This window comes from Litorimonas sp. RW-G-Af-16 (assembly GCF_048319245.1).
Classification (GTDB): Bacteria; Pseudomonadota; Alphaproteobacteria; order Caulobacterales; family Maricaulaceae; genus Litorimonas.
In genome coordinates, this window is record NZ_CP166993.1 from 1106484 (window position 1) to 1133337 (window position 26854).

Annotated in this window: 22 protein-coding genes and 2 pseudogenes; 10 read left to right on the forward strand and 14 right to left on the reverse strand. The window is 51.5% G+C overall.

What is annotated here, in order from left to right:
* Positions 1–3: 3 nt before the first annotated feature.
* The 3 genes from AB8615_RS05545 to AB8615_RS05555 all read right to left on the reverse strand — a co-directional run bounded on the left by AB8615_RS05545 (position 4) and on the right by AB8615_RS05555 (position 3395).
* Positions 4–1179, reverse strand: a complete 1176-nt coding sequence (locus AB8615_RS05545; protein ID WP_409433921.1) for a hypothetical protein — start codon at positions 1177–1179, stop codon at positions 4–6.
* A 73-nt stretch (positions 1180–1252) separates the two neighbouring features.
* The gene (gene metC, locus AB8615_RS05550) at positions 1253–2395 is read right to left on the reverse strand and encodes a cystathionine beta-lyase (protein ID WP_418152934.1); all 1143 of its coding nucleotides are present in this window, start codon (positions 2393–2395) and stop codon (positions 1253–1255) included.
* 1 nt (position 2396) lies between these two features.
* Positions 2397–3395 (reverse strand): cysteine synthase A, encoded by a 999-nt coding sequence (locus AB8615_RS05555; RefSeq protein WP_409433923.1) that lies wholly within the window; start codon positions 3393–3395, stop codon positions 2397–2399.
* A 123-nt stretch (positions 3396–3518) separates the two neighbouring features.
* Here AB8615_RS05555 and kdsA point away from each other — a divergent pair, with 123 nt between their 5' ends.
* The gene (kdsA, locus tag AB8615_RS05560) at positions 3519–4385 is read left to right on the forward strand and encodes a 3-deoxy-8-phosphooctulonate synthase (RefSeq protein ID WP_409433924.1); all 867 of its coding nucleotides are present in this window, start codon (positions 3519–3521) and stop codon (positions 4383–4385) included.
* A 6-nt stretch (positions 4386–4391) separates the two neighbouring features.
* Here kdsA and AB8615_RS05565 read toward each other — a convergent pair whose 3' ends face one another.
* Complete coding sequence (locus tag AB8615_RS05565; RefSeq protein ID WP_418152937.1) at positions 4392–5366, reverse strand: DUF3089 domain-containing protein; 975 nt, start codon at positions 5364–5366, stop codon at positions 4392–4394.
* A 331-nt stretch (positions 5367–5697) separates the two neighbouring features.
* Here AB8615_RS05565 and AB8615_RS05570 point away from each other — a divergent pair, with 331 nt between their 5' ends.
* The gene (locus AB8615_RS05570; RefSeq protein ID WP_409433926.1) at positions 5698–6438 is read left to right on the forward strand and encodes a DUF502 domain-containing protein; all 741 of its coding nucleotides are present in this window, start codon (positions 5698–5700) and stop codon (positions 6436–6438) included.
* A gap of 1 nt (position 6439) precedes the next feature.
* Here the strand turns inward: AB8615_RS05570 and recG are convergent, their stop codons facing one another.
* On the reverse strand, positions 6440–8533 hold the full coding sequence (recG, locus tag AB8615_RS05575; protein ID WP_409433927.1) for an ATP-dependent DNA helicase RecG: 2094 nt from the start codon (positions 8531–8533) through the stop codon (positions 6440–6442).
* Between the two features lie 70 nt (positions 8534–8603).
* Between recG and AB8615_RS05580 the strand changes: the two genes are divergently transcribed.
* Both AB8615_RS05580 and mfd read left to right on the forward strand, forming a co-directional pair.
* Positions 8604–8870, forward strand: coding sequence for a succinate dehydrogenase assembly factor 2 (locus AB8615_RS05580; protein ID WP_409433928.1), 267 nt, complete (start codon positions 8604–8606; stop codon positions 8868–8870).
* 3 nt (positions 8871–8873) lie between these two features.
* Positions 8874–12347, forward strand: a complete 3474-nt coding sequence (gene mfd / locus AB8615_RS05585; protein WP_418152939.1) for a transcription-repair coupling factor — start codon at positions 8874–8876, stop codon at positions 12345–12347.
* A 6-nt stretch (positions 12348–12353) separates the two neighbouring features.
* Here mfd and AB8615_RS05590 read toward each other — a convergent pair whose 3' ends face one another.
* Both AB8615_RS05590 and AB8615_RS05595 read right to left on the reverse strand, forming a co-directional pair.
* Positions 12354–13643: a hypothetical protein gene (locus AB8615_RS05590; RefSeq protein WP_418152941.1), complete on the reverse strand. Its 1290-nt coding sequence runs from the start codon at positions 13641–13643 to the stop codon at positions 12354–12356.
* Positions 13644–13837: 194 nt separating this feature from the next.
* Positions 13838–15677 (reverse strand): annotated as a pseudogene (locus tag AB8615_RS05595) (M2 family metallopeptidase).
* A 163-nt stretch (positions 15678–15840) separates the two neighbouring features.
* On the opposite strand from AB8615_RS05595, the gene hemH reads away from it, so the two are divergent.
* Complete coding sequence (hemH, locus tag AB8615_RS05600; RefSeq protein ID WP_409433932.1) at positions 15841–16851, forward strand: ferrochelatase; 1011 nt, start codon at positions 15841–15843, stop codon at positions 16849–16851.
* Here the strand turns inward: hemH and AB8615_RS05605 are convergent.
* The 3 genes from AB8615_RS05605 to AB8615_RS05615 form a co-directional block, all read right to left on the reverse strand.
* Entirely contained in the window at positions 16834–17478 is a 645-nt protein-coding gene (locus AB8615_RS05605) for a shikimate kinase (RefSeq protein ID WP_409433933.1), read from the reverse strand. The two genes, hemH and AB8615_RS05605, sit on opposite strands and share 18 nt — an antisense overlap.
* A gap of 135 nt (positions 17479–17613) precedes the next feature.
* The gene (gene thrC / locus AB8615_RS05610) at positions 17614–18831 is read right to left on the reverse strand and encodes a threonine synthase (RefSeq protein ID WP_418152944.1); all 1218 of its coding nucleotides are present in this window, start codon (positions 18829–18831) and stop codon (positions 17614–17616) included.
* 41 nt (positions 18832–18872) lie between these two features.
* Positions 18873–19487: a helix-turn-helix domain-containing protein gene (locus tag AB8615_RS05615; RefSeq protein WP_409433935.1), complete on the reverse strand. Its 615-nt coding sequence runs from the start codon at positions 19485–19487 to the stop codon at positions 18873–18875.
* Between the two features lie 130 nt (positions 19488–19617).
* Between AB8615_RS05615 and cysG the strand changes: the two genes are divergently transcribed.
* The 5 genes and pseudogenes from cysG to AB8615_RS05640 all read left to right on the forward strand — a co-directional run.
* Positions 19618–21006 (forward strand): siroheme synthase CysG, encoded by a 1389-nt coding sequence (cysG, locus tag AB8615_RS05620; protein WP_409433936.1) that lies wholly within the window; start codon positions 19618–19620, stop codon positions 21004–21006.
* Positions 21003–21311, forward strand: a complete 309-nt coding sequence (locus tag AB8615_RS05625; protein WP_418152946.1) for a DUF2849 domain-containing protein — start codon at positions 21003–21005, stop codon at positions 21309–21311. The genes cysG and AB8615_RS05625 overlap by 4 nt, the downstream gene beginning before the upstream one ends.
* 2 nt (positions 21312–21313) lie before the next feature.
* Entirely contained in the window at positions 21314–22969 is a 1656-nt protein-coding gene (locus AB8615_RS05630; RefSeq protein WP_409433938.1) for a nitrite/sulfite reductase, read from the forward strand.
* Complete coding sequence (locus AB8615_RS05635; RefSeq protein ID WP_418152948.1) at positions 22956–23465, forward strand: DUF934 domain-containing protein; 510 nt, start codon at positions 22956–22958, stop codon at positions 23463–23465. The genes AB8615_RS05630 and AB8615_RS05635 overlap by 14 nt, the downstream gene beginning before the upstream one ends.
* Positions 23466–23476: 11 nt before the next feature.
* A pseudogene (locus tag AB8615_RS05640) lies at positions 23477–24136 on the forward strand (phosphoadenylyl-sulfate reductase); the annotation flags it as partial.
* 45 nt (positions 24137–24181) lie between these two features.
* On the opposite strand, the gene hisIE reads toward AB8615_RS05640, so the two are convergent.
* The 4 genes from hisIE to hisH are packed head-to-tail and all read right to left on the reverse strand — an operon-like array spanning position 24182 to position 26854.
* Entirely contained in the window at positions 24182–24775 is a 594-nt protein-coding gene (hisIE, locus tag AB8615_RS05645) for a bifunctional phosphoribosyl-AMP cyclohydrolase/phosphoribosyl-ATP diphosphatase HisIE (protein WP_418152950.1), read from the reverse strand.
* A complete protein-coding gene (gene hisF, locus AB8615_RS05650) occupies positions 24772–25539 on the reverse strand; it encodes an imidazole glycerol phosphate synthase subunit HisF (protein ID WP_418152952.1) in 768 nt (255 codons plus the stop codon). Before hisF ends, hisIE begins: the two co-directional genes overlap by 4 nt.
* Positions 25533–26258, reverse strand: a complete 726-nt coding sequence (gene hisA, locus AB8615_RS05655; RefSeq protein ID WP_409433942.1) for a 1-(5-phosphoribosyl)-5-[(5-phosphoribosylamino)methylideneamino]imidazole-4-carboxamide isomerase — start codon at positions 26256–26258, stop codon at positions 25533–25535. Before hisA ends, hisF begins: the two co-directional genes overlap by 7 nt.
* Complete coding sequence (hisH, locus tag AB8615_RS05660) at positions 26255–26854, reverse strand: imidazole glycerol phosphate synthase subunit HisH (protein WP_409433943.1); 600 nt, start codon at positions 26852–26854, stop codon at positions 26255–26257. The genes hisA and hisH overlap by 4 nt, the downstream gene beginning before the upstream one ends.

Sequence of the window (26854 nt, forward strand, 5' to 3'; positions counted from 1 at the left end):
TTTCTATTCTTTAAAATGCGCGTCGAGAAAATCGAGGAAGGCTGGCCAGTCTTCTTCGACGACCCCATGCGTGCCTGGGCGCATCCAGAACGCTATGTCGGCAGTGGCATCAAATTCATCTAATCGTTTTTGCTTCAATCCTTCGGAGCCATACAGCGCATAAACGTCGCTGGCAGCGCGAGCGGCCTGAAATGCGCCAGCGGGATCAGACCACACATCTCGTTTTGCATTGCCAAGTAAGATTGGCTTCGGCGCAATCAGGGCGAGGAGGTGATGTTGGTCAACTGATAAGTTATCTTCACGAAATGTGGGTGTGAACCAGTGCGGATAGCTGTCTGTGATTTGCGCCACCGTTTCACCAGCCTTATTCCGCGACAAAGACGCTCCCCCCGTGCCCGATTGATGCGCGATCACGCCGTCAATAGACGAAAAGAACGCAGCAGCGAGCAGGGCGGACTTGCCGTAACGCGAATGGCCATAGGCAATAGTCTCCGTCACAGACTCGTTCTGTTTAAGCGCCTTTGCTAGCAGATCAAATTGATAGGCCCATGCCCCAATCGCGCCCCAAGGATATTCAGGCACTGGCGCTTGCCTATACTCAGCTAGCGCAGAGGCCCGATCGGGAAATATCTCTGACGGATAGATAACGGCCAACCCATAGCCCCGTCGCATAATATCTTCCACGGGCGGAGAGGTGATATATCGGCCGAAGACATATCTAAATAAGCCCGCCATAACCCCTGAAGGGTCGCAATCGAAATAATCGCTCGTTGGTTTGGTAATGCCGTCAACAGGAATAACTGCGTGGTTAGGGCAAAAATTTTCCATCATGATGACTGGCACGGGCTCCGTCATATTTTTTGGTAGGACCAAGACATAGCGAAGCATGACGGGTTTATCGATCATAGCAGTCGGGTTCAATTTATCATGCAGGGGCAAGTTATCATGAATGTGCCACTCTTCAATACGGGCAGTATCGTTGAAGGCACTTTCTGCGATTATCTGGACGCGCGTCACAGCATCTGGTTTAGCGTTGGGTGGCAAACCGCCGTAAATTTCACGCTCGAGGCGTGTCTTGATGGCAGGAAGTTGAGCCTCCCAATCACCAAGAGTTTCGGCTGTGATGGGAGGTTGGGCAATTTGCGCGTTCGGCTTAGATGGTGCCGTGTTCAGCAACATGCGTGTGCCGGAACAAGAAAATAAAGTGCTGAAAATGAGCGCTAAACCCAGCGCAAGCCAAACGCGCTTTCGCTTAAGAAATAGCATTAAAGGCTTGTTCTATATCGTCTTTCAAGTCATCTGCATGCTCAAGCCCACACGCAAAACGAATGAGAGGGCCACTGAGGGTTGTCTTGTGCGCGCGTTTCAGCTGCGGATCGCAATGGATGACTAAGCTCTCAAACCCGCCATAAGAATAGCCAATACCAAAGAGTTTCAGTGCATTGACGAAGGCTAGCACATCGTCAGACGGCATATCTTTTGTAACTATGCTGAACAAGCAAGCGCTCCCACAAAAATCACGCTGCCAAAGAGTATGATCAGGGTGGCTGGGTAAAGCGGGATGCAAGACTGTCTGAACTTTGGGATGATCGGTCAGCCACGTCGCAAGCGCGAGAGCCGTCTCGCTCTGCTGTGTGAAGCGAGGCATAACGGTGCGGAACCCCCGTAAAATCTGATAGGCATCGTCAGGTGAACTGGCGTTACCGAACAATTTGGCTGTTGTCGAAATCTTGCTGTGCAGGCTTTTTGTTCGTGCAATGGCCGCACCAAACATGACATCACTATGGCCACCAAAATACTTTGTCGCGGCATGGCAGGAAATATCAACGCCCATCTGGAGAGGTTGATAGACAAGTCCACCTGACCATGTGTTGTCGATAATTGTGATCACGTTATGCGCCTTGGCAGCGTCTACGATCGCAGGGACATCTTGAATCTCTAAGGTGAGGGAACCGGGACTTTCGAGCAAAATGACTGCCGTATTTGGACGGATAAGTGTCGTGATGTTTGCGCCAATGCGGGGATCATATAATTCAGTCTCAACCCCCATTTTTGTAAGATAACCCTCGCAGAATTTGCGCGTCGGCTCGTAGGCGGAATCGGTTAGCAAAACGTGATCACCCGCCTTGACGCACGCCAAAATTGGATAAGTGCAGGCGGCAAGCCCCGATGGAAATAACACACTGCCAGCGCCGCCTTCGAGTTCTGTGAACATCTCGGCGAGTTTGTCATGCACGTCTGCGCCGTGACGACCATAACCGCGTACATCAGATCGATATAGGTCTTCGGCCCGTTCAAACAAAAGCGTCGACGCACGGGTCACAGACGGATTAACCGCTGTGCCAAGCCCCGCTTTTGGTCGACCCATATGCGTAAATTTGGTTGCGCGCTTCATGTCAGCAGAGCCAACTTGGGACAGGAAGATTTTTTGAGCGCAAGAATTCAGGATTGTAAATCTTGGACTGATAACGCTGTCCGTAATCACAGAGGATCGTCACAATCGTATGCCCTGGTCCCATTTCGCGCGCCATGTGGATTGCGCCCGCAATGTTAATACCTGATGATCCACCAAGACAAATGCCTTCAAGCTGATTAAGTTCAAACACAATCTGTAGCGCTTCTGTGTCCGTGATTTGGTATGCGCGGTCGACAATGATGTCTTTTAGGTTTTCTGTAATACGCCCTTGGCCAATGCCTTCAGTCACAGAGTCGCCCTCGCTCTCGAGTTCGCCGCGTGTGAAGTAGCTAAACATTTTGGAGCCATAGGGATCGGCTACACCGATTTGAATCTTCGGATTGCGCGCCTTGAGCGCCATTGATACCCCACCCAGCGTTCCACCAGACCCGACTGCGCAGATGAAGCCGTCCACTTTACCGTCAGTTTGATCATAAATTTCTGGCCCAGTCGTATGAATATGTGCGTCGCGATTGGCCGTATTATCGAACTGATTTGCCCAAATGGCGCCGTTGGGTTCTGACTCGTTCAGCTCTTTGGCAAGGCGTTCGGAGGTGTGAATGTAATTGCCTGGATTGGCATACGGTACGGCATCCACTTCGATCAATTCCGCGCCGAGGAGTTTAACGCTGTCCTTCTTCTCTTGGCTTTGCGTGCGCGGCATGACGATTTTACAGCGGTAGCCGAGGGCGGAACAAACCATGGCGAGTCCAATACCCGTATTACCCGCCGTGCCTTCAACCACCACACCACCAGGGCGAAGTGCGCCAGACTTTTCTGCGGCGCGAATAATATAGAGCGCCGCACGGTCTTTTACAGATTGCCCAGGATTGAGAAACTCGGCTTTGCCATAAATCTCGCACCCCGTCATCTTCGACGCGTCTTTCAAGCGCAGCAATGGCGTGTTCCCTATTAGGTCTAGTACGGATGCTGCTTTCATAATGTCCTCAAGCGTCTATATTTTGAAATCGTTATCAGCGGTTTGCCTCAAGCGCATGAGAAAATCCATATGTTTTCGGAAACGACTGTGGTAGGACGCGACAAATTTTGATGAGCCAAATCTATGACACATGCGAATGCCCAAATTTCCCTCAAAACCCCTGCGGGCGGGAGCTATGAAATCAGCAATGAGTTGCCATTGACGATACTGGCGGGCCCATGCGCGATGGAAAGCCGCGACCACGCATTGATGACAGCAGAACGTCTAAAAGAGATGGGCGAGCGTGTTGGGCTGAACATTATTTACAAGACATCCTATGACAAGGCAAACCGCACGAGTATCCATTCACCGCGGGGTGTTGGGTTGGCTAAAGCGCTGCCTGTCTTTGCTGAAATTCAAGAGCAACTTGGTCTGCCATGTGTCACGGATATTCATACGGCAGAGCAAGCAAAAGAAGTCGGCACAGTTGTTGATGTTTTACAAATTCCAGCCTTCCTATGTCGTCAGACAGATTTGCTAGTCGCCGCGGCGGAAACGGGTCGCGTTATTAATGTCAAAAAGGGTCAGTTTCTTGCGCCTTGGGACATGAAAAATGTGCTGGCGAAATTGGTCGAGGCTGGCAATCCAAATATTATGGCATGTGAACGTGGTGCGAGCTTTGGCTATAACACGCTGATCACCGATATGCGCGGTTTGCCAATTATGAAAAGCTTTGGATCGCCTGTTGTGTTTGATGCAACTCACTCTGTGCAGCAGCCTGGGGGGCAGGGCGGCACATCGGGTGGGCAGCGTGAATTCGTTCCAACACTCGCCCGTGCTGCTGTGTCGCTAGGCATTGGCGCTGTCTTTATGGAAACTCATCCTAACCCAGCGAACGCACCGTCTGATGGCCCGAACATGATCCCTATGGATGACTTTGAAGCCCTACTAACTGACCTCAAGCGCTTTGATGACCTCGCGAAAGCCTACCCGCTCAAACCTATAGCCTAGCCTAGCCTATTTCTGCACAGGTGTAACGGGGCTGTCCTCAATCTCAATCACGTCAAAGTCTTCAATCGTTTGGGTCCGCACAGGCAGTTCACCTGTGGCCAGCATCGCCTCAACTCGCGCAACGGCGTTTTGCTTCAGGTCTTCATAAAATAAATTAGACGGCAGCGTACGGAATTTTGCGCCGACTTGAATGGGGCGGCGCAAGGAGGCACTGCGGGGTTTATCGACCAGTAACAGGCCGTTCTCACACTGCGTTCCGACTTGTTGAGACAGCGCAGCAGGGTTCATATCAGGATCGAGGCCTTCTGCAGCAACTCCGCCTTTGTGCAAGCGGCGCGGCGCATAATCTGTATCGCGCGTCCATGTCAGAGGGTTAACGCAGACAAGGGGCTGTCCATTCACGGCTTTGTAAGTTTCGCCATTATGCACCAGCGCGCGCATCGCAAATCGTTCTGCAATAACGTCATCGCCTGGCACAAATGCCCCAAAAGCAACGACGCAGCGAATATCTGTCTCAACTTCGCAAGGGGACAAATCGCTTAGCTGCGATTCAAATGCGCTCTCAAGCAATGGATAATCAATAACATAGGCCACGGCGAGTCGTGATTTTAGTGGGCCTTGAAAGTAGTCCGCCAGTAAGCGCTGTACATGACTGGCGCCTTGGTTATGTCCGACAAGCACGATAGGGCGTTCAGGCGGGGAGTGCGTCAGAAATGCCTCGAAGGCGCGCTTCACATCACTATAGGCTAGCTCCTGCGCCATGACGGCATCTTCACGCGAAGTCATGAAAGCGTAAAGAGAGGCCTGTCGATAATAAGGGGCAAATAGCCGTCCCGCTTTGCCGTAGGGGCTAACATAATTTGGGCGCACAATTCTTTGCAGCTTTGATTTGCGGCGAAGATCATCGCTCGGCAAATTCCAATGTTCCCCGCCGCGATAAACGCTCGGAACAACAACAAAGACGTCCCCCTTACTCTGCAACTCATAGGGATCTTGCGATAGATCGGGTTGCGCGAGCCAAGCTTCGCTATCGGAATAATCGGGCGCTTTGGGGGGGTATAAGTCTGGAAAGGTTGCCCGGGGTCTTGAATGTGCTGAAAAATGTCATCGCGGTAGATGTATGCCAACAGGCCGAGCAAGATTAAGAACACAGCTGCGCCTAATATCGTTATCTGCCAAAATTTTGATTTTTGAGGATTCGTCATATCTCTGTCTTAATCTATGCCCTATATGGATAGATGAATTGCGGGCTGTGTATAGGTATGAACCTGAAATCTAGCCCTCTCTAACGCCTTTTTAATGGATTATTTAGATGAACGATTTGCCTGACCACGCTGCTGAAAAGCCAAAACCTTCGATTTTTCGTTGGGTTAGAAATCGCTTAATCACAGGCGTGATTATTGCACTACCAATTCTGGTAGTGATCACTGTGATTTCGTGGATCGTTCAGTTGGTTGACGAGAAAGTTATTCGGTTCCTGCCAGATGTTTTGAACCCGCGAACTTACTTGGGATTTGATATTCCAGGGCTTGGCCTCATTATCGCGATTGTTCTGCTGTTTCTCTTAGGGATTGTAGCGTCTAATTTTATTGGCAAGTCAATCATTCGCGCGGGCGAAAAATTGCTAGCGCGGGTTCCAATCGTTAGCCCAACCTATAGCGCCGTAAAACAGATCGTCACAACTGTGGCCGAGCAAAAAGATCGGGCGTTTCGGGATGTTTGTTTGATTGAATACCCTCGACCCGGCCTCTGGGCAGTTGGTTTTGTTACGGCTGATCTGACGGGGGCGCCGAAGGAGCATTTGCCAGAAAACCATGTCTGCGTATTTGTGCCGACAACGCCTAACCCTACATCTGGATTTCTACTGTTCACACCACGCGACCGAATCAAAATCTTGAACATGACACCCGAAGAGGGAGCTAAAATGATTATTTCAGGAGGTATGGTCTCATCAAACCATGTAGACGAGGAAATTGAGCCGACTTTCCGGGAGCGATTGGGTCTCCTAGATAAAAAGCCCAAGTCTCCAAAAGAGCCAAAGCCTTCGCTTTAAATCATCCCGCGCGCATCAGAGCGATGCCGTAATCCTGTTCGAATAAATAGAGCAGTGTTCGTGCTGCTTTCCCGCGTGCAGTCGTCAGGCCCGGATCCATCTGAACCAGTAGCCTCGCATCCTGTGTTGCTGTCTCCAATAAGTCACGATGCTTGTCTAGATTAGCGAGCTTAAAGTCGGGCATCCCACTTTGACGTGCGCCGAGCAGGTCACCTGAGCCGCGCAACTCCCAATCTTTTTCTGCAATTAAAAATCCGTCTTCGCTCTCGCGCATGATCTCCAATCGCGCTTTACCATTGACCGATAACGGACCTTTATAAAGCAGGAGGCACGACGACGCCTTGTCAGATCGTCCAACCCGCCCGCGCAGCTGATGGAGTTGGGCAAGGCCAAATCGCTCGGCATGCTCAATGACAATCACGGTCGCATTTGGCGCATCAACGCCGACTTCAATTACCGTTGTCGCAACAAGAATATCATATTCCCCCGCCTTAAAGGCCTGCGACATTTGCTCTTTTTCTTGCCCGCTTAAACGCCCGTGAAGGAGGCCAACGCGATTGCCGAAAATGGCTGTCAGTTGCCGATGACGGTCTTCGACTGATGACAAATCAATGAGTTCACTGTCCTCAACGAGCGGACACACCCAATAGACCTGGTTGCCATTTGCTACGGCGCGGCCAATCCCGTCTATCACATTGTCGAGTTTTTGGATGGGGATGATGCTCGTAGTAATAGGACGCCGTCCTGCGGGCTTCTCGTCCAACACCGACACGTCCAAGTCGCCGTAACTCGTCAGAGCAAGCGTGCGAGGGATAGGCGTAGCTGTCATAATCAGCAAGTCGGGAGCCAGGCCTTTTTCTGATAATCGCATGCGATCTCGAACACCAAATTTGTGTTGTTCATCAATGATCACAAGGCCGAGATGTTTGAATTCCGTTTTGTCCTGAAACAGAGCGTGTGTGCCCACAACCACGTCAATATAGCCCTCGCGCACGCCCGTTTCCAACGCAGCTCTTGGCTTGCCTTTATCGCGTCCTGTCAGGGCTTCGACAGTCAAACCAGCAGGCTCAAGGAATGTCCGCAGCGTTTCAACGTGTTGCCTTGCCAGAATTTCTGTGGGCGCCATCAAAGCGACCTGCACACCTGCCTCCGCAGCAAATGCGCACGCTAAAGCCGCCACGAAAGTCTTACCTGCGCCAACATCCCCCTGCAGCAATCGCGACATACGGTCGGGGGACGCCATATTACTTCGAATTTCATCAAAAGCTCGCGCTTGTGCGCCCGTTGGCGGGAAGGGTGCCGCTTTGAGGACATCATCGACATAGCTGCCTTTGGATTGCAAAGCCTGCCCCTTAAGTTTGCGATTGCTTTCACGCACCAATGCCATCGCGAGTTGTTTGGCGAATAATTCATCATAGGCAAGGCGGGAGCGCGGCGGGCTGTCATCTTTAACATCGACGGGGTGTTCTGGACGGTGAATGAGGGTCAAGGCTTTAGCAAAACTCGGCCAATCTTGACGGGCGAGAAAATCAAGACTTTGCCATTCCGCGAGTGGGGGCTCGGACAGCACTTTATCCAACGCCCCCCCGACAGCCTTACGTGCCATTTTCGCCGACAGACCCGCCGTCAGCGGATAGACGGTCTCATATTTTGGAAGCTCATCTTCTTTGCCTAGTTCAACAATATAGTCAGGGTGCGTCATTTGGAGCTCGGCATTATACACCTCGCACTTTCCAGAAATCAGCCGTTTAGACCCCTCAGGCAGCTGAGTTTCTAGATAAGATTTATGAGGCTTAAAAAACACCAGAGTCATATCGCCCGTATTGTCGAAAACGCGAATACGATAAGGCCGCCCTTTCTGACGGGGTGGGGTGTGAGAGCCAACAGTGACTTCGAATGTTGCAATGTCGCCTTGGATCGCGCCAGCAATGCTAGGGCGGTAACTCCGGTCAATTAAGCTGGAAGGCGGAGTGAGGACTAAGTCTTTAATTCGGCCGCCCATAGCGCGTTGCAAAGCCTGCCCAACCTTATCGCCCACGCCACTTAACGTGCGCACATCAGCGAAATATGGAAAAAGCTCGGCTGGCCGTGACATTTGTTTAAAATGGCGCGACAAATGCGCATCTGCAAGTGACATAACGACCAAATTCGATTAGGGAGCGCCTATGTCCACAGAAGATATGACACTCAAGCGCAAGCGACTGATTTATCAGTCCAATTATCGCGGCTTTAAGGAAGCTGACTTGATCCTTGGGGGTTTTGCCAAAGCCCATATGCACGAGTTGACGGACGCAGAGGTTTTGATGTTTGAGGATCTATTAGAGGCCAAAGATCACGATATTTACGATTGGATCACACAGAAACTACCTGTGCCTGCCAATTATGATACGACGATTTTAGAACGCCTTAGAGCTTTCGATCCCAAAGCCTAGACTGTGCAGATACAGCTTTCACGATATTGCGGGCCAGAACTGGACCTGATTGCCGCTGGTTTGCCAGAGGGCGCGGATGCGTTAGTTTTTGCCAAGGCTGTGCAGCAACAGAAATGCCGAGGCCTATTCGTGGCGCGCGACGACACACGGGCAGCCGCGTTTATGGCGGCGTGTCGGTTCTTTGCACCAAATGTTGTGACAATCTCTCTGCCGGCATGGGACTGCTTGCCCTATGACCGGGTTTCACCAGGGCAGACTTTGGCGGGGCGCAGAGCGGGCGCATTATTTTCACTTCTCACTCTCCCAACTGACCAGCCCAGCATTATCGTCACGACTGCCAGCGCCGCGATGCAACGTACACCGCCGCGTGATGTTATCCGCTCAGCTGGCTTTTCGGCAAAGGCTGGCGATCAGGTAAAGCGAGAACAGCTCGAAAATTACCTCCAGCAAAACGGATATAGCCGTGCGTCTACCGTGATGGAGGCGGGGGATTTTGCCTTTCGTGGCGGTATCGTCGATATATTCGCGCCGACAGAAAAAACGCCTATCCGCCTCGACTTCTTCGGTGACGAGCTAGAGAGCATCCGTGAATTTGACGTGGAAACACAGCGCACGACCGAGACTCGTTCGCACCTCACCCTCTCGCCAGTGAGCGAAGTGTTTATGTCCGAAGATAATATCTCGTATTTTCGACGGGGCTATATTGCGGCCTTTGGTGGCGGCGTTGCGCGTGATCCAATATACGCAGCCGTGGTTGATGGTATTCGCCCGCAAGGTATCGAGCATTATCTTCCGCTGTTCTACGATCAAACTGAAACGATCTTCGACTATGTCGGTCCGCAAGCTTTCATTGCTTTTGACGGTTTGTTGAACGAGTCCAAATCAGAGCGTTGGGATTTGATTGAGGACTTCTATAGCTCGCGCAAAGAACATGCGGAGGCACGCGATAGCGGGTCAGGTGACCCTCGAAAATCGGCGGGCCTTTACCGACCATTGCCCTCAAGCGCTCTCTATATCGGTCCTGAAGATTGGGCAGAGATTGTCGCGCCGCTGCGCACGCGAGACCACACGGCATTTGAGCCGCCAGATGATCTCAACAAGATTGATTTTAACGGCAAACTCGCGCGTAATTTCTCGCCAGAAAGACGGACCGAAGGCACAAATGTTTTCGAGATAGCCGTTGAACACCTCAATAAGCTGCGTCTTGATAAGCAGCGAGTCTTAGTGGCGGCATGGACTGAAGGCTCCCGTGACCGTCTGGCAAGCGTGTTGGATGACCATAATTATATTTCACCAAAACTCGATGCGTCCCGCGCACTGTCAATTAAAGGCGGCGAGACGGCAGCAGTCATTTTACCATTGGAACACGGTTTCACATTGGGCGATCTATCAGTTTTATCAGAGCAAGATATACTTGGCGACCGGCTGATCAATCGGGGACGCAAGCGCAAAGCTAAGAACTTTATTGCCGAGGCCAGCACACTTACCCCTGGTGATTTGATTATCCATTTGGATCACGGTTTAGGGCGCTATATTGGGCTTCGGACGCTACAAGTGTCTGACGCCCCACATGACTGCCTAGAGCTAGAATATGCAGGTGAGGCGAAGCTTTTCCTGCCCGTCGAGAATATCGAACTTCTTTCGCGTTACGGTCATGCCAGTGAAGGGGCTGTCTTGGATCGTTTGGGCGGGGCAGCATGGCAATCTCGCAAGGCGAAAGCCAAAGACAAGCTTCGAGAGATGGCGGCGGAGCTTATTATCATCGCGGCGAAACGGGCCATGCGCACGACGGAAGCGATTGAGCTTGACCCTGGGGCTTATAACGAATTTTCTGCCCGCTTTCCTTATGCCGAAACAGATGATCAACTCTCCGCGATTGACGATGTGCTGGCAGATCTGAGCAGCGGGAAGCCAATGGATCGTTTGATTTGCGGTGATGTTGGATTTGGTAAAACCGAAGTCGCGCTTCGGGGGGCATTTGCTGTGGCCATGTCTGGTCGACAAGTCGCGATTGTGGCTCCAACAACTATTCTATCGCGGCAACATTTCAAGACTTTCTCCGAACGGTTCAAGGGGTGGCCCGTCAAGGTGCGCCAACTCTCCCGATTGGTCACTGCCAAGGAAGCCGCTTTGACCAAAGAAGAATTGGCGGCGGGACGATGTGAGATAGTGATTGGGACTCATGCCTTACTGGCCAAAACTATCAAGTTCTCTGATCTCGGCCTTGTGATTGTCGATGAAGAGCAGCGTTTTGGTGTGCGCCACAAAGAGCGGTTGAAAGAGCTTCGCGCAGACGTTCATATGCTGACATTGACCGCGACTCCAATCCCGCGAACATTGCAGATGGCTCTGTCAGGTATCCGTGATCTGTCCTTGATTGCGACTCCGCCCGTCGACCGCTTGGCCGTGCGCACTTACGTCATGCCGTTCGATGAAATCTCCATACGCAAAGCGTTGCTGCGGGAGCGTTATCGCGGTGGGCAGAGTTATTTCGTTGTGCCGCGCATTGCTGACATTCCGCGCATCGAAGAGTTCATGCGCCAAGCCGTGCCAGAGGTGAGATACGTTATTGCCCACGGTCAAATGACGCCAAGCACGCTCGAAGATATTATGACGGCCTTTTATGACGGCGAGTATGACGTGTTAATCTCGACCTCTATCATTGAGAGCGGCATTGATATTCCGTCGGCCAATACAATGATTATCTATCGCTCAGATAAGTTCGGTCTTGCTCAGCTTTACCAGATGCGGGGTAGGGTGGGACGTTCCAAAGTCCGAGCCTACGCCTATATGACCATGCCAGACGAACATGTCGCGTCACCTGGAGCCCTACAGCGCCTGAAAGTTTTACAGTCGCTAGACACGCTTGGCGCAGGCTTCACACTTGCCAGCCATGATCTTGACCTGCGCGGCGGGGGTAATCCATTGGGCGAGGAACAATCTGGCCATATCAAAGACCTAGGGGTCGAACTCTATCAACACATGCTAGAGGAAGCCGTCGCGGAACTTCGTAGTGACATTGTCGTGGAGACACAAATATGGTCACCGCAAGTCAATCTGGGGGTCGCGGTCTTGATCCCCGATACTTATATTGAAGATCTCAATTTGCGTCTGGCGACCTATCGACGGATTGCGGAAACTGAAAGCAATGAAGATGCTGACGGATTGGCCGCAGAGCTAATCGATCGGTTTGGCCCTCTCCCAGACGAGCTTCAATCATTGTTTAAAGTCATGAAAATCAAGCGTTTATGTTATCAGGCTCATGTTAGTAAAGTTGATGCTGGGCCGCGTGGTATCATACTGACCATGCGCCACGAAGACGTCAAAGACCCGTCGATCATTATGAATGCAATTACGCAGAACAATGGCTGGCGCTTGCGACCTGATCAGACAGTCTTAGTTGGCGGGAATTTCCAGAATGACCTACACCGTGTCCAGGGAGCTGAACGTGCCGTGAAAGCTCTGATTAGCGACTAACTGGGGTTAAGCCGTGGCGCTTTGTGGTTCGAAATGTTCGGGCTGCCCATCGATTTTAGAAATGGCTCGTCCAATTAAGAAATCGCTATTGGTCATGCCATCATCTTCCACCACTGCCGCATCGAGTTTGAAAGTGAAGGATGGCGTTGTTTTATTGCCCGTCTCAAATGCGGCGCAATCAATTAAGCTCGTCATACGGCCCAAAATGCCTTCGACGATGCCCTGCGTGGCGCCTGTGAATGCGAGAAGGAACGTGTCTTCATCCACGCGCGCAATAATATCTTGCATCCGCACGAGAGATTTCAGCATCCCGCCTACTTTAGCTATGCCTGCATTCGCGTAAGCAGCGTCAATCGGGACAGTCGCGTTGGGGATAGGGCGCACGGCTAGCATGGTAAGGTTTTGATCTTTGAGGCGACAATCTGCGACAACCCGCGCCATGTGAGCGGCGAGGAAGTCCGCATTGAACACTCCTGTTTCTGGGTCAACACAGTCTTTGCCGCCCAAGGCACCGAAGCTAATTTTTAGCTGCTCATGGATGCGGTGGTAATTGGCAAGCTCAAGAATACGCCCGCTGATTTCCTCGAGGTCAGCATCAATAGATACCAGGTCGCGTGCGCCACGTTCATAGGCAGCGTCGCTAAATTCAAATTCGTCGGGCTTGATCAGGAACAAAGTTGGGACATGATATAGCTTTGCGTTGCGGCGCATGGTCTCCGAAATCGTGAGGGCAGGCTCTGGCTGTTCCAGCGCATTCATCACAACCGCATCGAACTGACGATCATGCAAGTAATCAAATGCTGAGAAGCTAGTGAAAGCAGCCACGACTTCGACATTTTTGCTTTGCAACGCATTGATGATGACCATGAAACCGGGGGTGGCCTTACCGATGAATAGTATGCGGAAAGGTCGGTCCAAATCTTCACTTGAGAGATCAACGTCTTGGCCAAAATTTTCGCGTAAAGTCTCAATACGGCGCGTGATCTCAACTTCCATCTCGCCAAGACGGATCATAGAGTCGACGCGATTAGCAACCTGTGAGCTATGCATCGGGGCGTAGATTATACTGCCGAAATGATCGGTTGGTATGCCGGAAGGACGAGATAATGCGCCAATGATCGGCGGCGTTTTTGGGGCAAAATGCTGCCGCAAGACATCGCAAACGCCTTTGGTCTTTTCGATATAATCAGTGAAAAAACACAGCACTGCACCCGGGGCTTCGCGCGGAATAGAGTTTAGTTTCTTACCGTCAAACGCGGCGAGTTGCACGTCGAGCCCGATCCTTCGTAAGTCCATTAAAACTCTCTGGGTAGCGGGCGGATTGTCCGTCACTATCAACACTTTTAAGCGCGAGCTTTTCCAGCGGGCTATCGCCTTGCTGGGCGCTTTGATAGGTGTAGAATCAGGGGTGTTGGCTTCCATAGGCATTTACTAGGAAGAAATACTTTCCACGGCGTTAACTATAACGCTACCGCCGTGGAAATTAGAGGTTACCAACCGCAAGTGCGGTCTTTGTTTTCCTCTTCGAGATATGTCATCAGCGGAGCGAAATATTCCAAGATTGCGGAGCCGTCCATATCGCGGGTGCCAGTGAAGGCTTCAAGCGCGTCTGGCCAAGGCTTAGATGCGCCCATCTCCATCATAGCGTTAAACCGTGTGCCGACTTCTTTATTGTTATAAATAGAACACCGATGCAGCGGCCCCTCAAAGCCCGCCATATCGCAGGCAGCTTTGTGGAACTGGAACTGTAGGATATGGGCGAGGAAATATCGCATATATGGCGTGTTGCCTGGTATGTGGTATTTCGCACCTGGATCAAATGCATCTGCAGGGCGATCAATAGGCGGCTTCAAACCTTGATACTTCTCACGAAGCTCCCACCATCCATCATTGTATTCCGAGGGAGAGTAAGTGCCGTCGAAGACTTTCCACCGCCACTGATCGACCATCAGGCCGAACGGCAGAAACGCCACCTTGTCCATGGCTTGACGCATCAACAAGGTCAGATCGGCATCTTCACCTGGAACATCTGCAGCGTCTAACAAACCAATCTGCACCAGATATTCTGGGGTAATGGACAGGGCAATCATATCACCAATGGCTTCATGGAAACCATCATTCGCACCAGTTTTGTAAAACACGGGTTGGTCTTTGTAAGCACGTTGGTAATAATTATGACCTAGCTCGTGATGAACGGTTGAGAAGTCTTCGCCGTTGACCTTTATACACATCTTAATGCGAACATCTTCTTGATCATCTAGGTTCCAAGCAGAGGCATGACAGACGACTTCGCGTCCTTCAGGCTTCACAATCATTGACCGCTCCCAGAATGTATCTGGCAGAGGCTCAAAGCCGAGTGAGGAGAAAAACTGCTCGCCGACTTTGACCATTTTCAAGGCGTCATAGCCTGCGTCTTTGAGAAGTTTCGTTGTGTCTACGCCGGGTGCTGTGTTCGCGGGTGCGACTTCATCAAAGACATTACCCCAGCTCTGACCCCACATATTACCGAGAATGTCAGCGCGGATTGGCTCGTCCAATGGCACAACGCTATCGCCGTATTTGTCGTTCAACTCAGCCCATACGTAGCAATGCAGTTGATTGTAGAGCGGTTTGACCTGCCCCCAAAGACGGTCAGCTTCTTTGGCAAAGGCTTTACCGTCCATGTCGTATCCCGCGCGCCAAAGAGCGCCTGCGTCCTCATAACCTAGTTCTTGAGCGCCTTCATTAATGATCTCGACCATGCGCGCATAATCGTCTCGCATAGGCGGCGATACTGTGCGCCATCCCGCCCAAATCTTTGCGAGTTCTGTGGGGTCACGCGATTCTGCAATGACGTCAGACGCTTCGCCGAGTGTGATCATTTTGCCATTATATTCGAATTTGCCTGTGCCGTAGGTCAGAATCAAGACGCGTCATGATTTCGGCCAATTCGTCGGCCGCCCCCGGTTTTTCAGGGGCCGGGAAGTTACTACCGCGCTTTAGGCTGTCCATTTTGCGGCGCATGTCATCAGGTAACTTTACGTCATTGAAACGCTTAGCGGCATTTGAAAGGCGCGTCGCCATCTTTGCGCCTTCAGCACTGACGACAGCTTCGGCTGCGTTGGTTTCTGGTGTGATGTTGGTTGCCTTTGCCCAATAGATTTTGGACGCGCGACCACTATATTCTGTAATTTCTGCCTCTGCATTTTCCAAGAACTCCTTGGCTTCTTGCAAAGTCGGGGCTTGGGAAATGTCGGTCCCTGCGACAGGCGGCTCAACCGTGGTTTCAGACTGGCAACCAGCAAAAGCCAATACGCTAAGGCTGGCGGCGATTAGGAAAGTTTTTTTCATATGTCCTCCAATATGTTCATTGAAAAAGGAGATCAGGTCTTTTCTTAGCAGACTCACAATCTCTTTCGTTGTTTGCAATCGTAAGCACAGCACGTAAAGCGTCAAGCAAACTGGGCAGCCTTAGCCCTTATTTCCGCAGACTGCGACGAAAAGGACACATATTATGGGCGATAAACCCGGCTTACTTCTGGTCAATCTAGGCTCACCTGATGCACCAACAGCCAAAGCGACGCGGAAATACTTGGGTCAATTCCTCCATGACTACCGCGTGATTGACACAACACGGTGGTTATGGTGCCCGATCTTGCACGGAATCATCCTGCGCGTGCGCCCTGCAAAGTCTGCGAAAGCCTATGCCTCGATTTGGGCAGAGCCTGAGGGATTAGAAGGCCCGCATGACAAGATGGAGGCGCCTCTCGTGCGGATCACGCGGGGGCAGGCGGAAGGTGTTCAAGCGCGTCTTGGCGAGAATGTCGAAGTCGAAATTGCCATGCGCTATGGAAACCCGTCCATTGGCCACGGATTAGACGCGCTGAAAGCCAAGGGCTGCACCCGCATCGCTGTGTTACCGCTCTATCCGCAATATGCTGGCGCTACTACAGCGTCCGTTTATGACGGAGTGGCCATGGCGCTGGAAGAGCGAATGGACGTGCCAGAATTGCGATTTCTGCGGCATTATTACGATGATCCCCGCTATATTGCTGCCCTTGCCAGCAGCATAGATGATCACCTCGCGACACTCGATTGGACGCCCGACTGTATCATGACGTCTTACCATGGCTTACCGCAAAGTTATGTCGATAAAGGTGACCCCTATCAGGGAGAATGTTTTGAAACGACAGAACTCCTGCGGCAGCATATGGGAAAAACGAAAAGCGAATTGTATGCCACATTCCAATCTCGATTTGGTCCAAAGGCTTGGCTGCAACCCTACACAGATAAAACATTAGAAAAATTACCAGATGAGGGCGTGAAGAAAGTGGCCGTGATGATGCCAGGTTTCTCGGCGGACTGCCTAGAAACCCTTGAAGAAATAAAAATTGAAGCACACGAAACATTCGAAGAGCATGGCGGGACGCACTTCACAGCCATACCCTGCCTCAACACGCGCGAAGATCATCTGGACTTGCTCGCTGATTTGGCACGAGAGCGTTTGCTAAACGGCTGGCTTTAGAGCTTCATAAATCGCGTCAATCTTGACTTTCGGATTGAGAATCATCGTTGACGGTAGTGTTATGTCCGCCAGTTTAGCATACATATCCGCCCGTGATTTCAGGAGCTTAGGGTAACACTCTAATATGCTTTCAGTTTCGGTTTTACCTTCAAGCTTTTCGTAATGTCCCGCCCAGACCAGGGGCTTGGGTTGCTTGAAATATTGCACTTTTAAGCGCTCGATGTGGTCTGCCATAGCTTCGATATAGACAACATAATAATCCCGCCGTAACATCTCTAAAACATCTTCATCGGTATAAATCACACTGCCCGTGGTATCGACCATCGGATTGCGTTGATCGGTAGAGAGAGCTTTGCGGGTTGCAGCCGTCTCAAGACTAATCGAATGGGCCTCTCGCTCGCTATAGCCGTCCGTATAGGGATGCCCCTGCCATTCCGCGAAGGCGTCCATGCTGTCATGGCCCAAATTTTCCCAGATCAATTTATCAACCTCAATCAGGTTGAAGTCGTATTTTGTGGCGAGCCGCATGACTGTGTAGCTCTTGCCGATGTTCGACATGCCGACAAAAGCAATCCGCAGAGTTCCTGCGGCGTAACGCGCGTCAAATTCTGCGCGACTGAGCTGCATTAGGCGTGGACTGCCAAATAGTCCGCCAGAGCCTCTAGGTTGGGCTTCATGACATGCATGCGCTTAGTCTTACGCATCGCTTTGGCGAGCGGGGCAGGTAACGGGATGTTCTGGTGCAAGATTGTCTCGACGCTGTCAGCGAATTTTGCGGGGTGAAGTCATACCGACAGTGATCTTTGTGATCGGCTCATCAATGTCAGCTGTAAACGCCTCCATTGCGAGGTGACCGACGGCTGTGTGAGGACACATGATATAGCCCGTCTCTGTATGGACACGGCGGATGTGGCGCTCTGTTTCTGCATCTGTAAAAGATGCGCCCCAACAGACAGATTTAACAGCGTCATAATCGCCATTATGCAGAGCAAGGATCCGCGGAAAGTTATTCGGTCGACCAATATCCATGGCGTTAGACAGCGTTGGCACAGATGGCCGCGGCTTGTATTCTCCTGAGCCTAGATAATCGACGAAGGGGTCGTTGACGTTATTCCCAATGACAAAGCGGTCAATCGGCGCGCCCATTTGCTTTGCGATCAGGCCACCTGTGAGGTTTCCGAGATTGCCAGAGGGAATGGAATAAACGATGGGTCGGGATGGGTAGGCGGCTTTGGCCTGTAGGCTTGTCCAGAAGTAGTAGAAGCTTTGCGGGATGACACGCCCCACATTGATCGAATTGGCCGACATGAGATTATGCTTTGTCGTCAGATCTTTATCCCCAAAGGCGTCCTTGACCATTTGCTGGCAATCGTCAAACGTCCCATCGATCGAGATAGCCTTCACGTTGGATTTCGCGTTGCCCATAGTGCAGAGCTGCTGCTCCTGCACCTGACTAACGCCGCCTTTTGGAAACAAAATAAAGACTTTAATTCCGTCTTGGTCCAAAAATGCATCGCCAATCGCGCCGCCCGTGTCGCCAGATGTGGCGACCAAAATCGTTCTGGTTTCGCCTGAAGACTTCATCAAATGGCTCGCTGCACGGCCCATAAATCGGGCCGCGAAGTCTTTAAAGGCGAGAGTAGGGCCGTGGAATAGCTCTAAGATAAACTCGTCATGATCTTCTGGCGTAGCCGCATCCAGCAACTCACCGCCCAGTGTCACCATCGGGACATCAAAATTATAAGCATCACGGCAGATAGCGCGCAGATCTTCCGTAAGGTAGCGCTCATCAACAAATTCGCGCGCGAGCACTGCGGCACAGTCAGCAAAGCTCATAGCTCCCATTTTGGCCGTCTGCGCGGGTGAAAAATGGGGCAAGCTGTCTGGCATCCACAATCCGCCATCGCTCGCAAGACTTGCGAGCAAGGCGTCCCCGAAACGGGCTTTGATCTTTGGATTGGAATGACTGTGATAATTCATGGGCGGGGGTGTAGCGCAACACGCCTGAAGTGCAAGTGTTTCTAGCCTAGGTTTCGCACGGCATGGGCCAAAATATTGACCATAGTCGCGTGGGCAGGGCTGTTTCCGATATTTTCGATCTTATGCGGACGGTCAGCCTTATAACGTAAAGTCTGCCCCTGCACCGCCTCCCAACTCTCATCGCCGACAGTGACGCGGAGGTGTCCCGACAAAATGCTGAGGTTTTCAACAGAGCCAGCAGGGTGAGGGGAGCTAATAAGCTTTCCCTTTGGTTGAGCTTTAAAATCATACCACTGCACAAATTGTACCGTATCAATCGAGCCAATAATCCGCAGTTCACACATCCCGTCCTCGCTATAAAGCAAAGGAATATCTTTCACGTCCGCTTTTTCAACGAGTGCAGGGCCATCATTGTCTTGCGCCACAATCGCTTCAACCGATGTACCGAGCGCTTGGGAGAGACGAGACAAGGTGGCGAGGGTTGGATTGGTTTCGTTTTTCTCAATCTGTGAAATCATGGACTTAGCTACGCCAGAGGCTTCGGATAAATCGCCTAGCGACATTTGATCGGCCATGCGCAAGCGATGAATTGTCTGCCCCAGCTTCTCTGAAAGAGCTTCAGCTTGTGCGCAAGGTTGTCGTTTTTGCCGCGCCATGTATATCGTTCCCTGAAAACGCAGACCAAAAAAATATGACTGCTTCCACTAGATTTCTCAATTTTGTTCTATATATAGAACGCTCATAACAAGCAAGCGAACAATCCCACAGCGGGTTTTTGGACATTATATGCGCTATCTCCCCATTCACATCGACACTCACAACGCCCGAATCCTTATCGTTGGCGGCGGCGAGGCAGCGGAAGCAAAGCTGAGGACTCTCTTAAAAACAGAGGCCGAATTGCTGTTGATTTCTCCAAATGTGGGGCCAGAGGTGGCACGTTGGATCGAAGACGGGAAAATCTCTCATCTCGCGCGGGACTTTCATGAACAAGACCTCGAGGGCGTGACATTAGTTTATGCCGCAACAGAGGACGGCTCCCTTAATGCTGAGATCGCTGCAAAGGCCGCTTCTATGAACCTACCCGTTAACGCGGCCGATCAAAAAGACGCGTGTAGTTTTATCACACCTGCACTCGTTGATCGTGCACCTATGGTTATTTCTATTGGGTCGGAAGGCACGAGCCCAGGATTGTCTCGCGCAATCAAATCTGATCTAGAAACGCGCTTGCCGTCTACCCTTGGGCGCTTAGCTCTGAAAACGCAGGAACTCCGAGCTAAAGTTAAAGAGCTGATGCCAGAATTATCCGATCGTCAGCGGTTCTGGGCGCGGGTTTTTGACGGAAAAGACCTGACGGCCCATTTGAAACTAGATGAAGCTGGTATCGAAGATCGTGTCGACGAAGCACTCACGAGACCTGACGCAGATAAAGGCGGCTCTGTTGTCCTCGTCGGGGCAGGGCCGGGCAATCCTGACTTGTTGACTTTTGCTGCGCGACAAGCCCTGCATAGTGCGGATGTTGTCGTTTATGATCGTTTGGTCAGCCAAGATGTGCTGGACTTGGCCCGGCGCGAGGCCGAATATATTTATGTCGGCAAAGAACCAGGCGGTAAATCCACGCCGCAAGACGAGATCAATCAAGTTCTGATTGATAAAGCCCGTAAAGGCTTTTTTGTCGTGCGGCTAAAATCAGGTGACCCACTTATCTTTGGTCGCGCTGATGAAGAACTCGACGCACTTGAAGCGGCGGCTATTCCAACGTCTATCATTCCAGGCATTACGTCAGCGGCCTCCGCTGCCGCAGAAATCGGCGCCTCGCTAACAACGCGAGGGAAAAACAAAGCGATCTCCCTGCTCACAGGGCATGACGCGAAGGGATTTGCGGAACAAGATTGGAAAAGCCTCGCCGCCGCCCACGCACGCGCCGCTGTTTATATGGGGGTCGGTGCGTCTCGCTTTATACAAGGGAGGTTATTGATCCACGGCGCGGAACATAGTCGACCTGTGACAGTGGTTGAAAACGCCTCTCGCCCAAACCAGAAAATTGTTGCCACAACGCTCGGCGCTCTACCCGATGATTTGGAAGCCGCAGGCATAAAAGGCCCCGCGATACTCTTGATCGGCTATGCCCCGCGAGATGCCGCGCGCCAAATATTCTCAAAGGTCAAACACGCATGAGTACGCTAAAACATAAGGGCAAGGGCCCACAATCCTTGACAGCAAACGAGCTGCGCGAGGGGTATTCCGTCTGGCTGACCGAAGATATGACGTGGTCGCGAGACTTCAAAGACGCACTTTTGACCGAAGACGAAGGCGTAATGGAGCAAATGCAAGCCAAGGGCGAAGAGGACGAGGGCGCCAACTTGGTCGTCGGCGTTTACTTCATTGACGTGGAACCAGACACAGGCCTACCCGCCCGCTACCGCGAGAAATTTCGTATGCGCGGCTCGAGCATCGACACAGCCGATTTGGTGGAGAGATAGCCATGTATCGTTATGATGAATTTGACGCGCAGATTGTTGCTGACCGTGTCGCGCAGTTCCGCCAACAAGTCGAACGCCGCCTTGACGGGCGCCTGTCCGAAGCTGAGTTCCGCCCGCTGCGTTTGATGAACGGATTATATCTCCAACTCCACGCTTATATGATGCGCGTCGCTATCCCCTACGGCACACTTAGCACGCGGCAGATGCGGCAACTCGCCATGATCGCTGATAAATATGATAAGGGCTATGGCCACATCACCACACGCCAGAACATTCAGTATAATTGGCCGGAATTAGTGGATGTGCCAGATTTGCTCAATGACCTAGCTGAAGTGGAAATGCACGGCTTTCAAACCTCAGGCAACTGTATTCGCAATGTGACATCTGACCCCTATGCAGGAGCTACGGCTGAAGAAATCGAAGATCCACGACCGACAGCGGAATTGCTGCGGCAGTGGTCGACGCTCCATCCTGAATTCGCCTTCCTGCCGCGCAAGTTTAAGATTGCTGTAACGGCATCGAAAAAAGACCGCGCAGTCATCAAAGCGCACGATATTGGCATTGAAATTGTTCGCAATGACGCGGGTGAGGTCGGGTATCATATCCTCGTTGGAGGCGGCTTGGGCCGAACACCGATTATTGGACAAACTTTGCGAGCCTTCCTGCCGCGTGAAGAATTGTTACCATATCTGACGGCAACTCTGCGAGTTTATAATCGCTTTGGTCGGCGCGATAACAAATATAAAGCCCGTATCAAAATCCTCGTAACTGAGACAGGTATTGAGGAATTCACAAAGCTTGTTGAAGACGAATACGCACAGCTAGAGCCGATGGACATTGCCGTCAGCCAGAACGAAGTTGCGCGGATCACGGCCTATTTCGCCGCGCCCGATTTTGAAAAATTAAGCAACGAGCCGAAAGAATATTTATCTGAAATCGCCTCTAATCGCGACTTCTCCCTCTGGGTTGATAGCAATGTTGCCGCGCACAAAGCAGACGGTTATGCCATCGTAAACATCTCGCTGAAACCACTCGATCGTGCGCCAGGAGACATTACTTCCGCCCAGATGCGGAAGGTTGCTGACCTCGCAGACGCATACTCACTCGGCGAAATTCGGACAACGCATCAGCAGAATTTAATCCTGCCTCACGTCAAACAATCCGATTTACCCGTGCTATTCAAAGAACTGCAGAAGGCGGGATTGGCCGAGGACAATATTGGCATGATCACGGATATTATCTGTTGTCCAGGCATGGATTTTTGCGCGCTAGCTACGGCTCGCTCAATTCCTGTCAGCCAAGCGATCTACGAGCGCTTTTCTGATCCAGAACGTGAACGCGCGATTGGCGAAATGCAGATCAAAATTTCGGGCTGCATCAATGCCTGCGGACATCACCATGTCGGCCATATCGGAATCCTTGGCCTAGAGAAAGCAGGTGTAGAATTCTACCAAGTAAAACTTGGCGGCGATGCCTCTGAAAACGCAGCTGTTGGTCAAGTCACTGGCCCAGGTTTCTCGCAAGATGAATTGGTAGACGGAATCGAACGTATGGTTGATTTCTATTTGGATCAACGCGGGGAGGGTGAGCGCTTTATTGACACCTATAACCGCCTCGGCATGGCGCCGTTTAAGGAAGTTTTATATGTCGACGCATAGCCTCATCCATAATGGTCGTGTGCGGCAGGACGCGTTTAGTGAGTCCGTTGGCATCGATGCGCTTGACAGCAATCAGCAAATCGATGTTCTGCGCTTGCCTAACGACATTGACTTATCAACTGTGGCGTCAGCATTAGACCGTGTAAAAACGATTTTGATCGAGTTTCCAGCATTTACCGATGGGCGCGGATTTTCTGTCGCGCGTTTATTGCGAAAGCGTCATGGATTTACGGGATTACTCGTCGCGGATGGAGAATTAATTCCAGACCAATACGCTTTCGCGCTCCAATGCGGTTTTGATGCCGTGCGGGTTGATGCAGCACGAACGAACCGCCAGCCCGAAGCCGATTGGCAGCAGGGGCTAGCCGATTTTGGTATGACCTATCAACGCGGTTACGCCGTCAAAGCGGGGCCAGCGACGGCTGTATTCGATGCGCGTATGACAGCTTTTGAAGGCCTAAAAAAAACGATGAATTCTACGGATACTCCGCGCTAGAAACACTACGGAGATCGATCGATCGCTATCGCGGAGAGATTGTGATGGCGTCATCGCTAGGTGTAGACTCGGCGGTTTTGCTGCATTTGGCAGCGCAGATTGATCGCGATCTTCCCATTATCTTCCTCGATACAGGTAAGCATTTTCGCGAGACATTGGTCTACCGCGATCAATTAATTAAACGCCTCGGCTTGACGAATTTTCAAAATATTATTCCAGATCAAAACTCTGTCAAAGCAGAAGATCCCGACGGTATGCTCCACGCCTCTGATCCAGATGCGTGTTGTAATCTCCGCAAAGTGCGTCCGCTCGATAGTGTGATCCATGGTTATGCCGCGCGAATTACGGGACGCAAACGCTATCAGACACCAGATCGTCATGACATGCCGATTTTAGAAACAGGCGGGCGTCAAGTGAAGGTTAACCCGCTGGCTTACTGGCAGGCAAAAGATGTCACGAATTATATGCAACAACACGACCTCCCACCCCATCCCATGCTTGCGTTGGGCTATCTATCAATCGGCTGCCAACCTTGCACAACCCGCGTCGCCGAGGGCGAAGACCCCCGTGCGGGACGTTGGCGCAATCAGGATAAGACGGAATGTGGCATCCACTACATTGACGGCAAATGGGTGTCCGTTCCAGAGAAAAAGACCTATGAGGCTTTTTAGCCGTTTGCAGAGTATCTCGCAAAGCGCTGTTGGCGCGGGTGTTGTTTACTTATGCCGCCCGCGCAACTCGGTCACCACGTCAGCAAATTTCACATTTTTCGCCGCTAGCAGTATTAGCAGATGATATACTAAATCGGCCGCCTCGCTCGTCAGCTTATCATCCGTCTCAGCGACAGCGGCGAGGGCGGTTTCGACCCCTTCTTCGCCGACCTTTTGGGCTGCGCGACGGAGTGGGCCTTGCAAAAGACTGGCAGTATAGGAGCTATCTGCATCCGCACTCTTACGGTCTTCAATCAAATCTTCTAGATAGCCTAGAAATCCGAGCCCTTCCGGTCCCTGATTCCCAAAACAACTGACTGTCCCTTCGTGGCAGGTTGGGCCATTGGGAATTGCCCGCACGAGAAGCGTATCACTGTCGCAATCCGCTGTAATAGACTGTAATTGCAATGTATTTCCGCTAGTCTCACCTTTCGTCCAGAGCTTTTTGCGCGTGCGAGAGTAGAAGGTCACAAGGCCCGTATCTTGTGTTTTTGCGAGGCTCTCCGCGTTCATATAACCGAGCATCAGAACTTGCTCTGTCTTGGCGTCTTGGACAATCGCGGGAACGAGGCCCCCGCCTTTCTCGAAATCTATTTTCATATGCGTATCTCTATACCGCTAGCTTTCAGGCTGTGTTTGAGGTCTGGTATTGCGATCACGGATTTGTGGAACACGGACGCGGCTAACGCCCCGTCGACATTGGCTTGCTGGAACACATCTTGGAAATGCGCCATTTTACCCGCCCCACCTGACGCGATCAAAGGCACAGGACAGACCTTACGAATATCTGCTAATTGCTTGATATCATAACCTTTTCGGACACCATCTTGGTTCATGCAGTTGAGTATAATTTCGCCTGCACCCCGTTCGCAGACTTCAATCACCCAATCGCGAGTTTTGCGACCTGTCTCGCGCGTTTTGTCGGGGTCGCCCGTGTGGGATTTAACGCGGTAGGTGCCATCTTCCTCAAACGTATCAATACCAATGACAATGCACTGTTTGCCATAAGCATTGTGGAGTTTGTTGATTAGTTCAGGTCTTGCGAGTGCGGGACTGTTCACGCTGATTTTGTCCGCACCCGCTGCAAGTCGCGCGCCAGCGGCTTCCACAGTCTTAATGCCGCCCGCGACGCAAAACGGTATGTCGATAGACCTGCTGACCTTGCTGATCCAATCTGGGCTGACAGAGCGATCTTCGACGGAGGCGGTGATGTCGTAAAACACCAACTCATCTGCACCTTCATCGGCGTAGCGCAAGGCCAGATCGACTATATCGCCCACGTCTTCGTGATTGCGAAACTGCACACCTTTCACTACGCGACCATCGCGCACATCGAGGCAGGGTATGATGCGTTTCGCTAGCATTTGATCGCTTGCTCAACCGTGAAATTGCCTTCGTAAAGCGCTTTTCCAATGATGATGCCGTGCGGGTTAAGCATTTTAAGTTCTTTGACATGCTTGAGCGTACCAACGCCGCCAGATGTAATGAGGTCCAATGTCGGATAGTCCGCCATGATTTGCTCATAAAGCTCGACATTAGAGCCGGATTGCACGCCGTCTCGCCCAATATCCGTGACCAATATCGTTTTTAACCCCGACCCAGCATAAAGGTCTAAGATTGACCAAAGGGATTGCGGGCTAGCTTCGGTCCAGCCCTTGGTGGCGGGGCGTGGGACGCCGTCTTTATCAATGTTAATATCGAGAGCGATGACGATTTTCTCTGGCCCTAATTCGCTCAACCAGAATTTCACCATTTGCGGATTAGTGACCGCGAGCGAGCCTATGACGCAGCGTTCAATACCGCCATTAATCAAGCGGTGAAGTTGAGATAATTCTCGCAAACCGCCGCCCGTTTGGACTTTTAATCCTGCATCTTTCGCTATCTCGATAATGAGTTCCGTCTGCGAAGACTGACCATTCTTTGCGCCGTCCAGATCAACAACATGCACCCATTCGGCTCCAGAGGCGGCGTAGCCCTGCGCGACTTTGACAGGATCGAGGTCGTAATTTGTTCGCTGCCCGAAATCGCCCTTGAGCAGGCGCACGCATCCGCCATCCATCAAATCTATTGCAGGAAAAATCATAGTGTTATCTCGGCAAAGTTCTTGAGGATTTGCGCTCCAGTCTTGGCGCTCCGTTCAGGGTGAAATTGACAACCCCAAACATTTTTGTGACGGATAATCGCCGAAAATGGCTGACCATATTCACAACTCGCAAGGGTATACTCGCCCGTCGCTGCAGCAAAGCTGTGAACGAAATAAGCGTAATCACCCTCGGCAATGTTCTTTAAAAGAGGGTCGGGGCGCAATAGGGTTAAGTCATTCCATCCCATGTGCGGGCTTGGTAACTTACCTGTATCCAAAGCGGTAATTTGAGCCGGGATCAAACCCAAACCCTCCACCGTTTCGCCGCCTTCTTCCAGTGTTTCAAACATGAGCTGCATACCGAGGCAGATACCCAAAACAGGCTGTGTCAACTCGGCCATAATCGATGCTAACCCTTTGGACCGGATTTGCGCCATAGCATAGGGCGCAGATCCAACGCCTGGAAAAATAACGCGATCTGCCGCTTTAATTTCTTTTGCACTGTCAGAAATAATAGCCGCAACACCCAACCGCTCAAAGGCGAACATCACCGACGATAGATTCGCGCAGCCAGTGTCGACAATGACGAGGCTCAT

Excerpts from the sequence above, each read along its gene's own strand:
- AB8615_RS05545 (WP_409433921.1), bottom strand. The coding sequence starts at position 1,179 with ATGTTGCTGAACACGGCACCATCTAAGCCGAACGCGCAAATTGCCCAA.
- metC (WP_418152934.1), bottom strand. The coding sequence starts at position 2,395 with ATGAAGCGCGCAACCAAATTTACGCATATGGGTCGACCAAAAGCGGGG.
- AB8615_RS05555 (WP_409433923.1), bottom strand. The coding sequence starts at position 3,395 with ATGAAAGCAGCATCCGTACTAGACCTAATAGGGAACACGCCATTGCTG.
- kdsA (WP_409433924.1), top strand. The coding sequence starts at position 3,519 with ATGACACATGCGAATGCCCAAATTTCCCTCAAAACCCCTGCGGGCGGG.
- AB8615_RS05570 (WP_409433926.1), top strand. The coding sequence starts at position 5,698 with ATGAACGATTTGCCTGACCACGCTGCTGAAAAGCCAAAACCTTCGATT.
- recG (WP_409433927.1), bottom strand. The coding sequence starts at position 8,533 with ATGTCACGGCCAGCCGAGCTTTTTCCATATTTCGCTGATGTGCGCACG.
- AB8615_RS05580 (WP_409433928.1), top strand. The coding sequence starts at position 8,604 with ATGTCCACAGAAGATATGACACTCAAGCGCAAGCGACTGATTTATCAG.
- AB8615_RS05590 (WP_418152941.1), bottom strand. The coding sequence starts at position 13,643 with ATGGACTTACGAAGGATCGGGCTCGACGTGCAACTCGCCGCGTTTGAC.
- hemH (WP_409433932.1), top strand. The coding sequence starts at position 15,841 with ATGGGCGATAAACCCGGCTTACTTCTGGTCAATCTAGGCTCACCTGAT.
- AB8615_RS05605 (WP_409433933.1), bottom strand. The coding sequence starts at position 17,478 with ATGCAGCTCAGTCGCGCAGAATTTGACGCGCGTTACGCCGCAGGAACT.
- thrC (WP_418152944.1), bottom strand. The coding sequence starts at position 18,831 with ATGAATTATCACAGTCATTCCAATCCAAAGATCAAAGCCCGTTTCGGG.
- AB8615_RS05615 (WP_409433935.1), bottom strand. The coding sequence starts at position 19,487 with ATGGCGCGGCAAAAACGACAACCTTGCGCACAAGCTGAAGCTCTTTCA.
- cysG (WP_409433936.1), top strand. The coding sequence starts at position 19,618 with ATGCGCTATCTCCCCATTCACATCGACACTCACAACGCCCGAATCCTT.
- AB8615_RS05625 (WP_418152946.1), top strand. The coding sequence starts at position 21,003 with ATGAGTACGCTAAAACATAAGGGCAAGGGCCCACAATCCTTGACAGCA.
- AB8615_RS05630 (WP_409433938.1), top strand. The coding sequence starts at position 21,314 with ATGTATCGTTATGATGAATTTGACGCGCAGATTGTTGCTGACCGTGTC.
- AB8615_RS05635 (WP_418152948.1), top strand. The coding sequence starts at position 22,956 with ATGTCGACGCATAGCCTCATCCATAATGGTCGTGTGCGGCAGGACGCG.
- hisIE (WP_418152950.1), bottom strand. The coding sequence starts at position 24,775 with ATGAAAATAGATTTCGAGAAAGGCGGGGGCCTCGTTCCCGCGATTGTC.
- hisF (WP_418152952.1), bottom strand. The coding sequence starts at position 25,539 with ATGCTAGCGAAACGCATCATACCCTGCCTCGATGTGCGCGATGGTCGC.
- hisA (WP_409433942.1), bottom strand. The coding sequence starts at position 26,258 with ATGATTTTTCCTGCAATAGATTTGATGGATGGCGGATGCGTGCGCCTG.
- hisH (WP_409433943.1), bottom strand. The coding sequence starts at position 26,854 with ATGAGCCTCGTCATTGTCGACACTGGCTGCGCGAATCTATCGTCGGTG.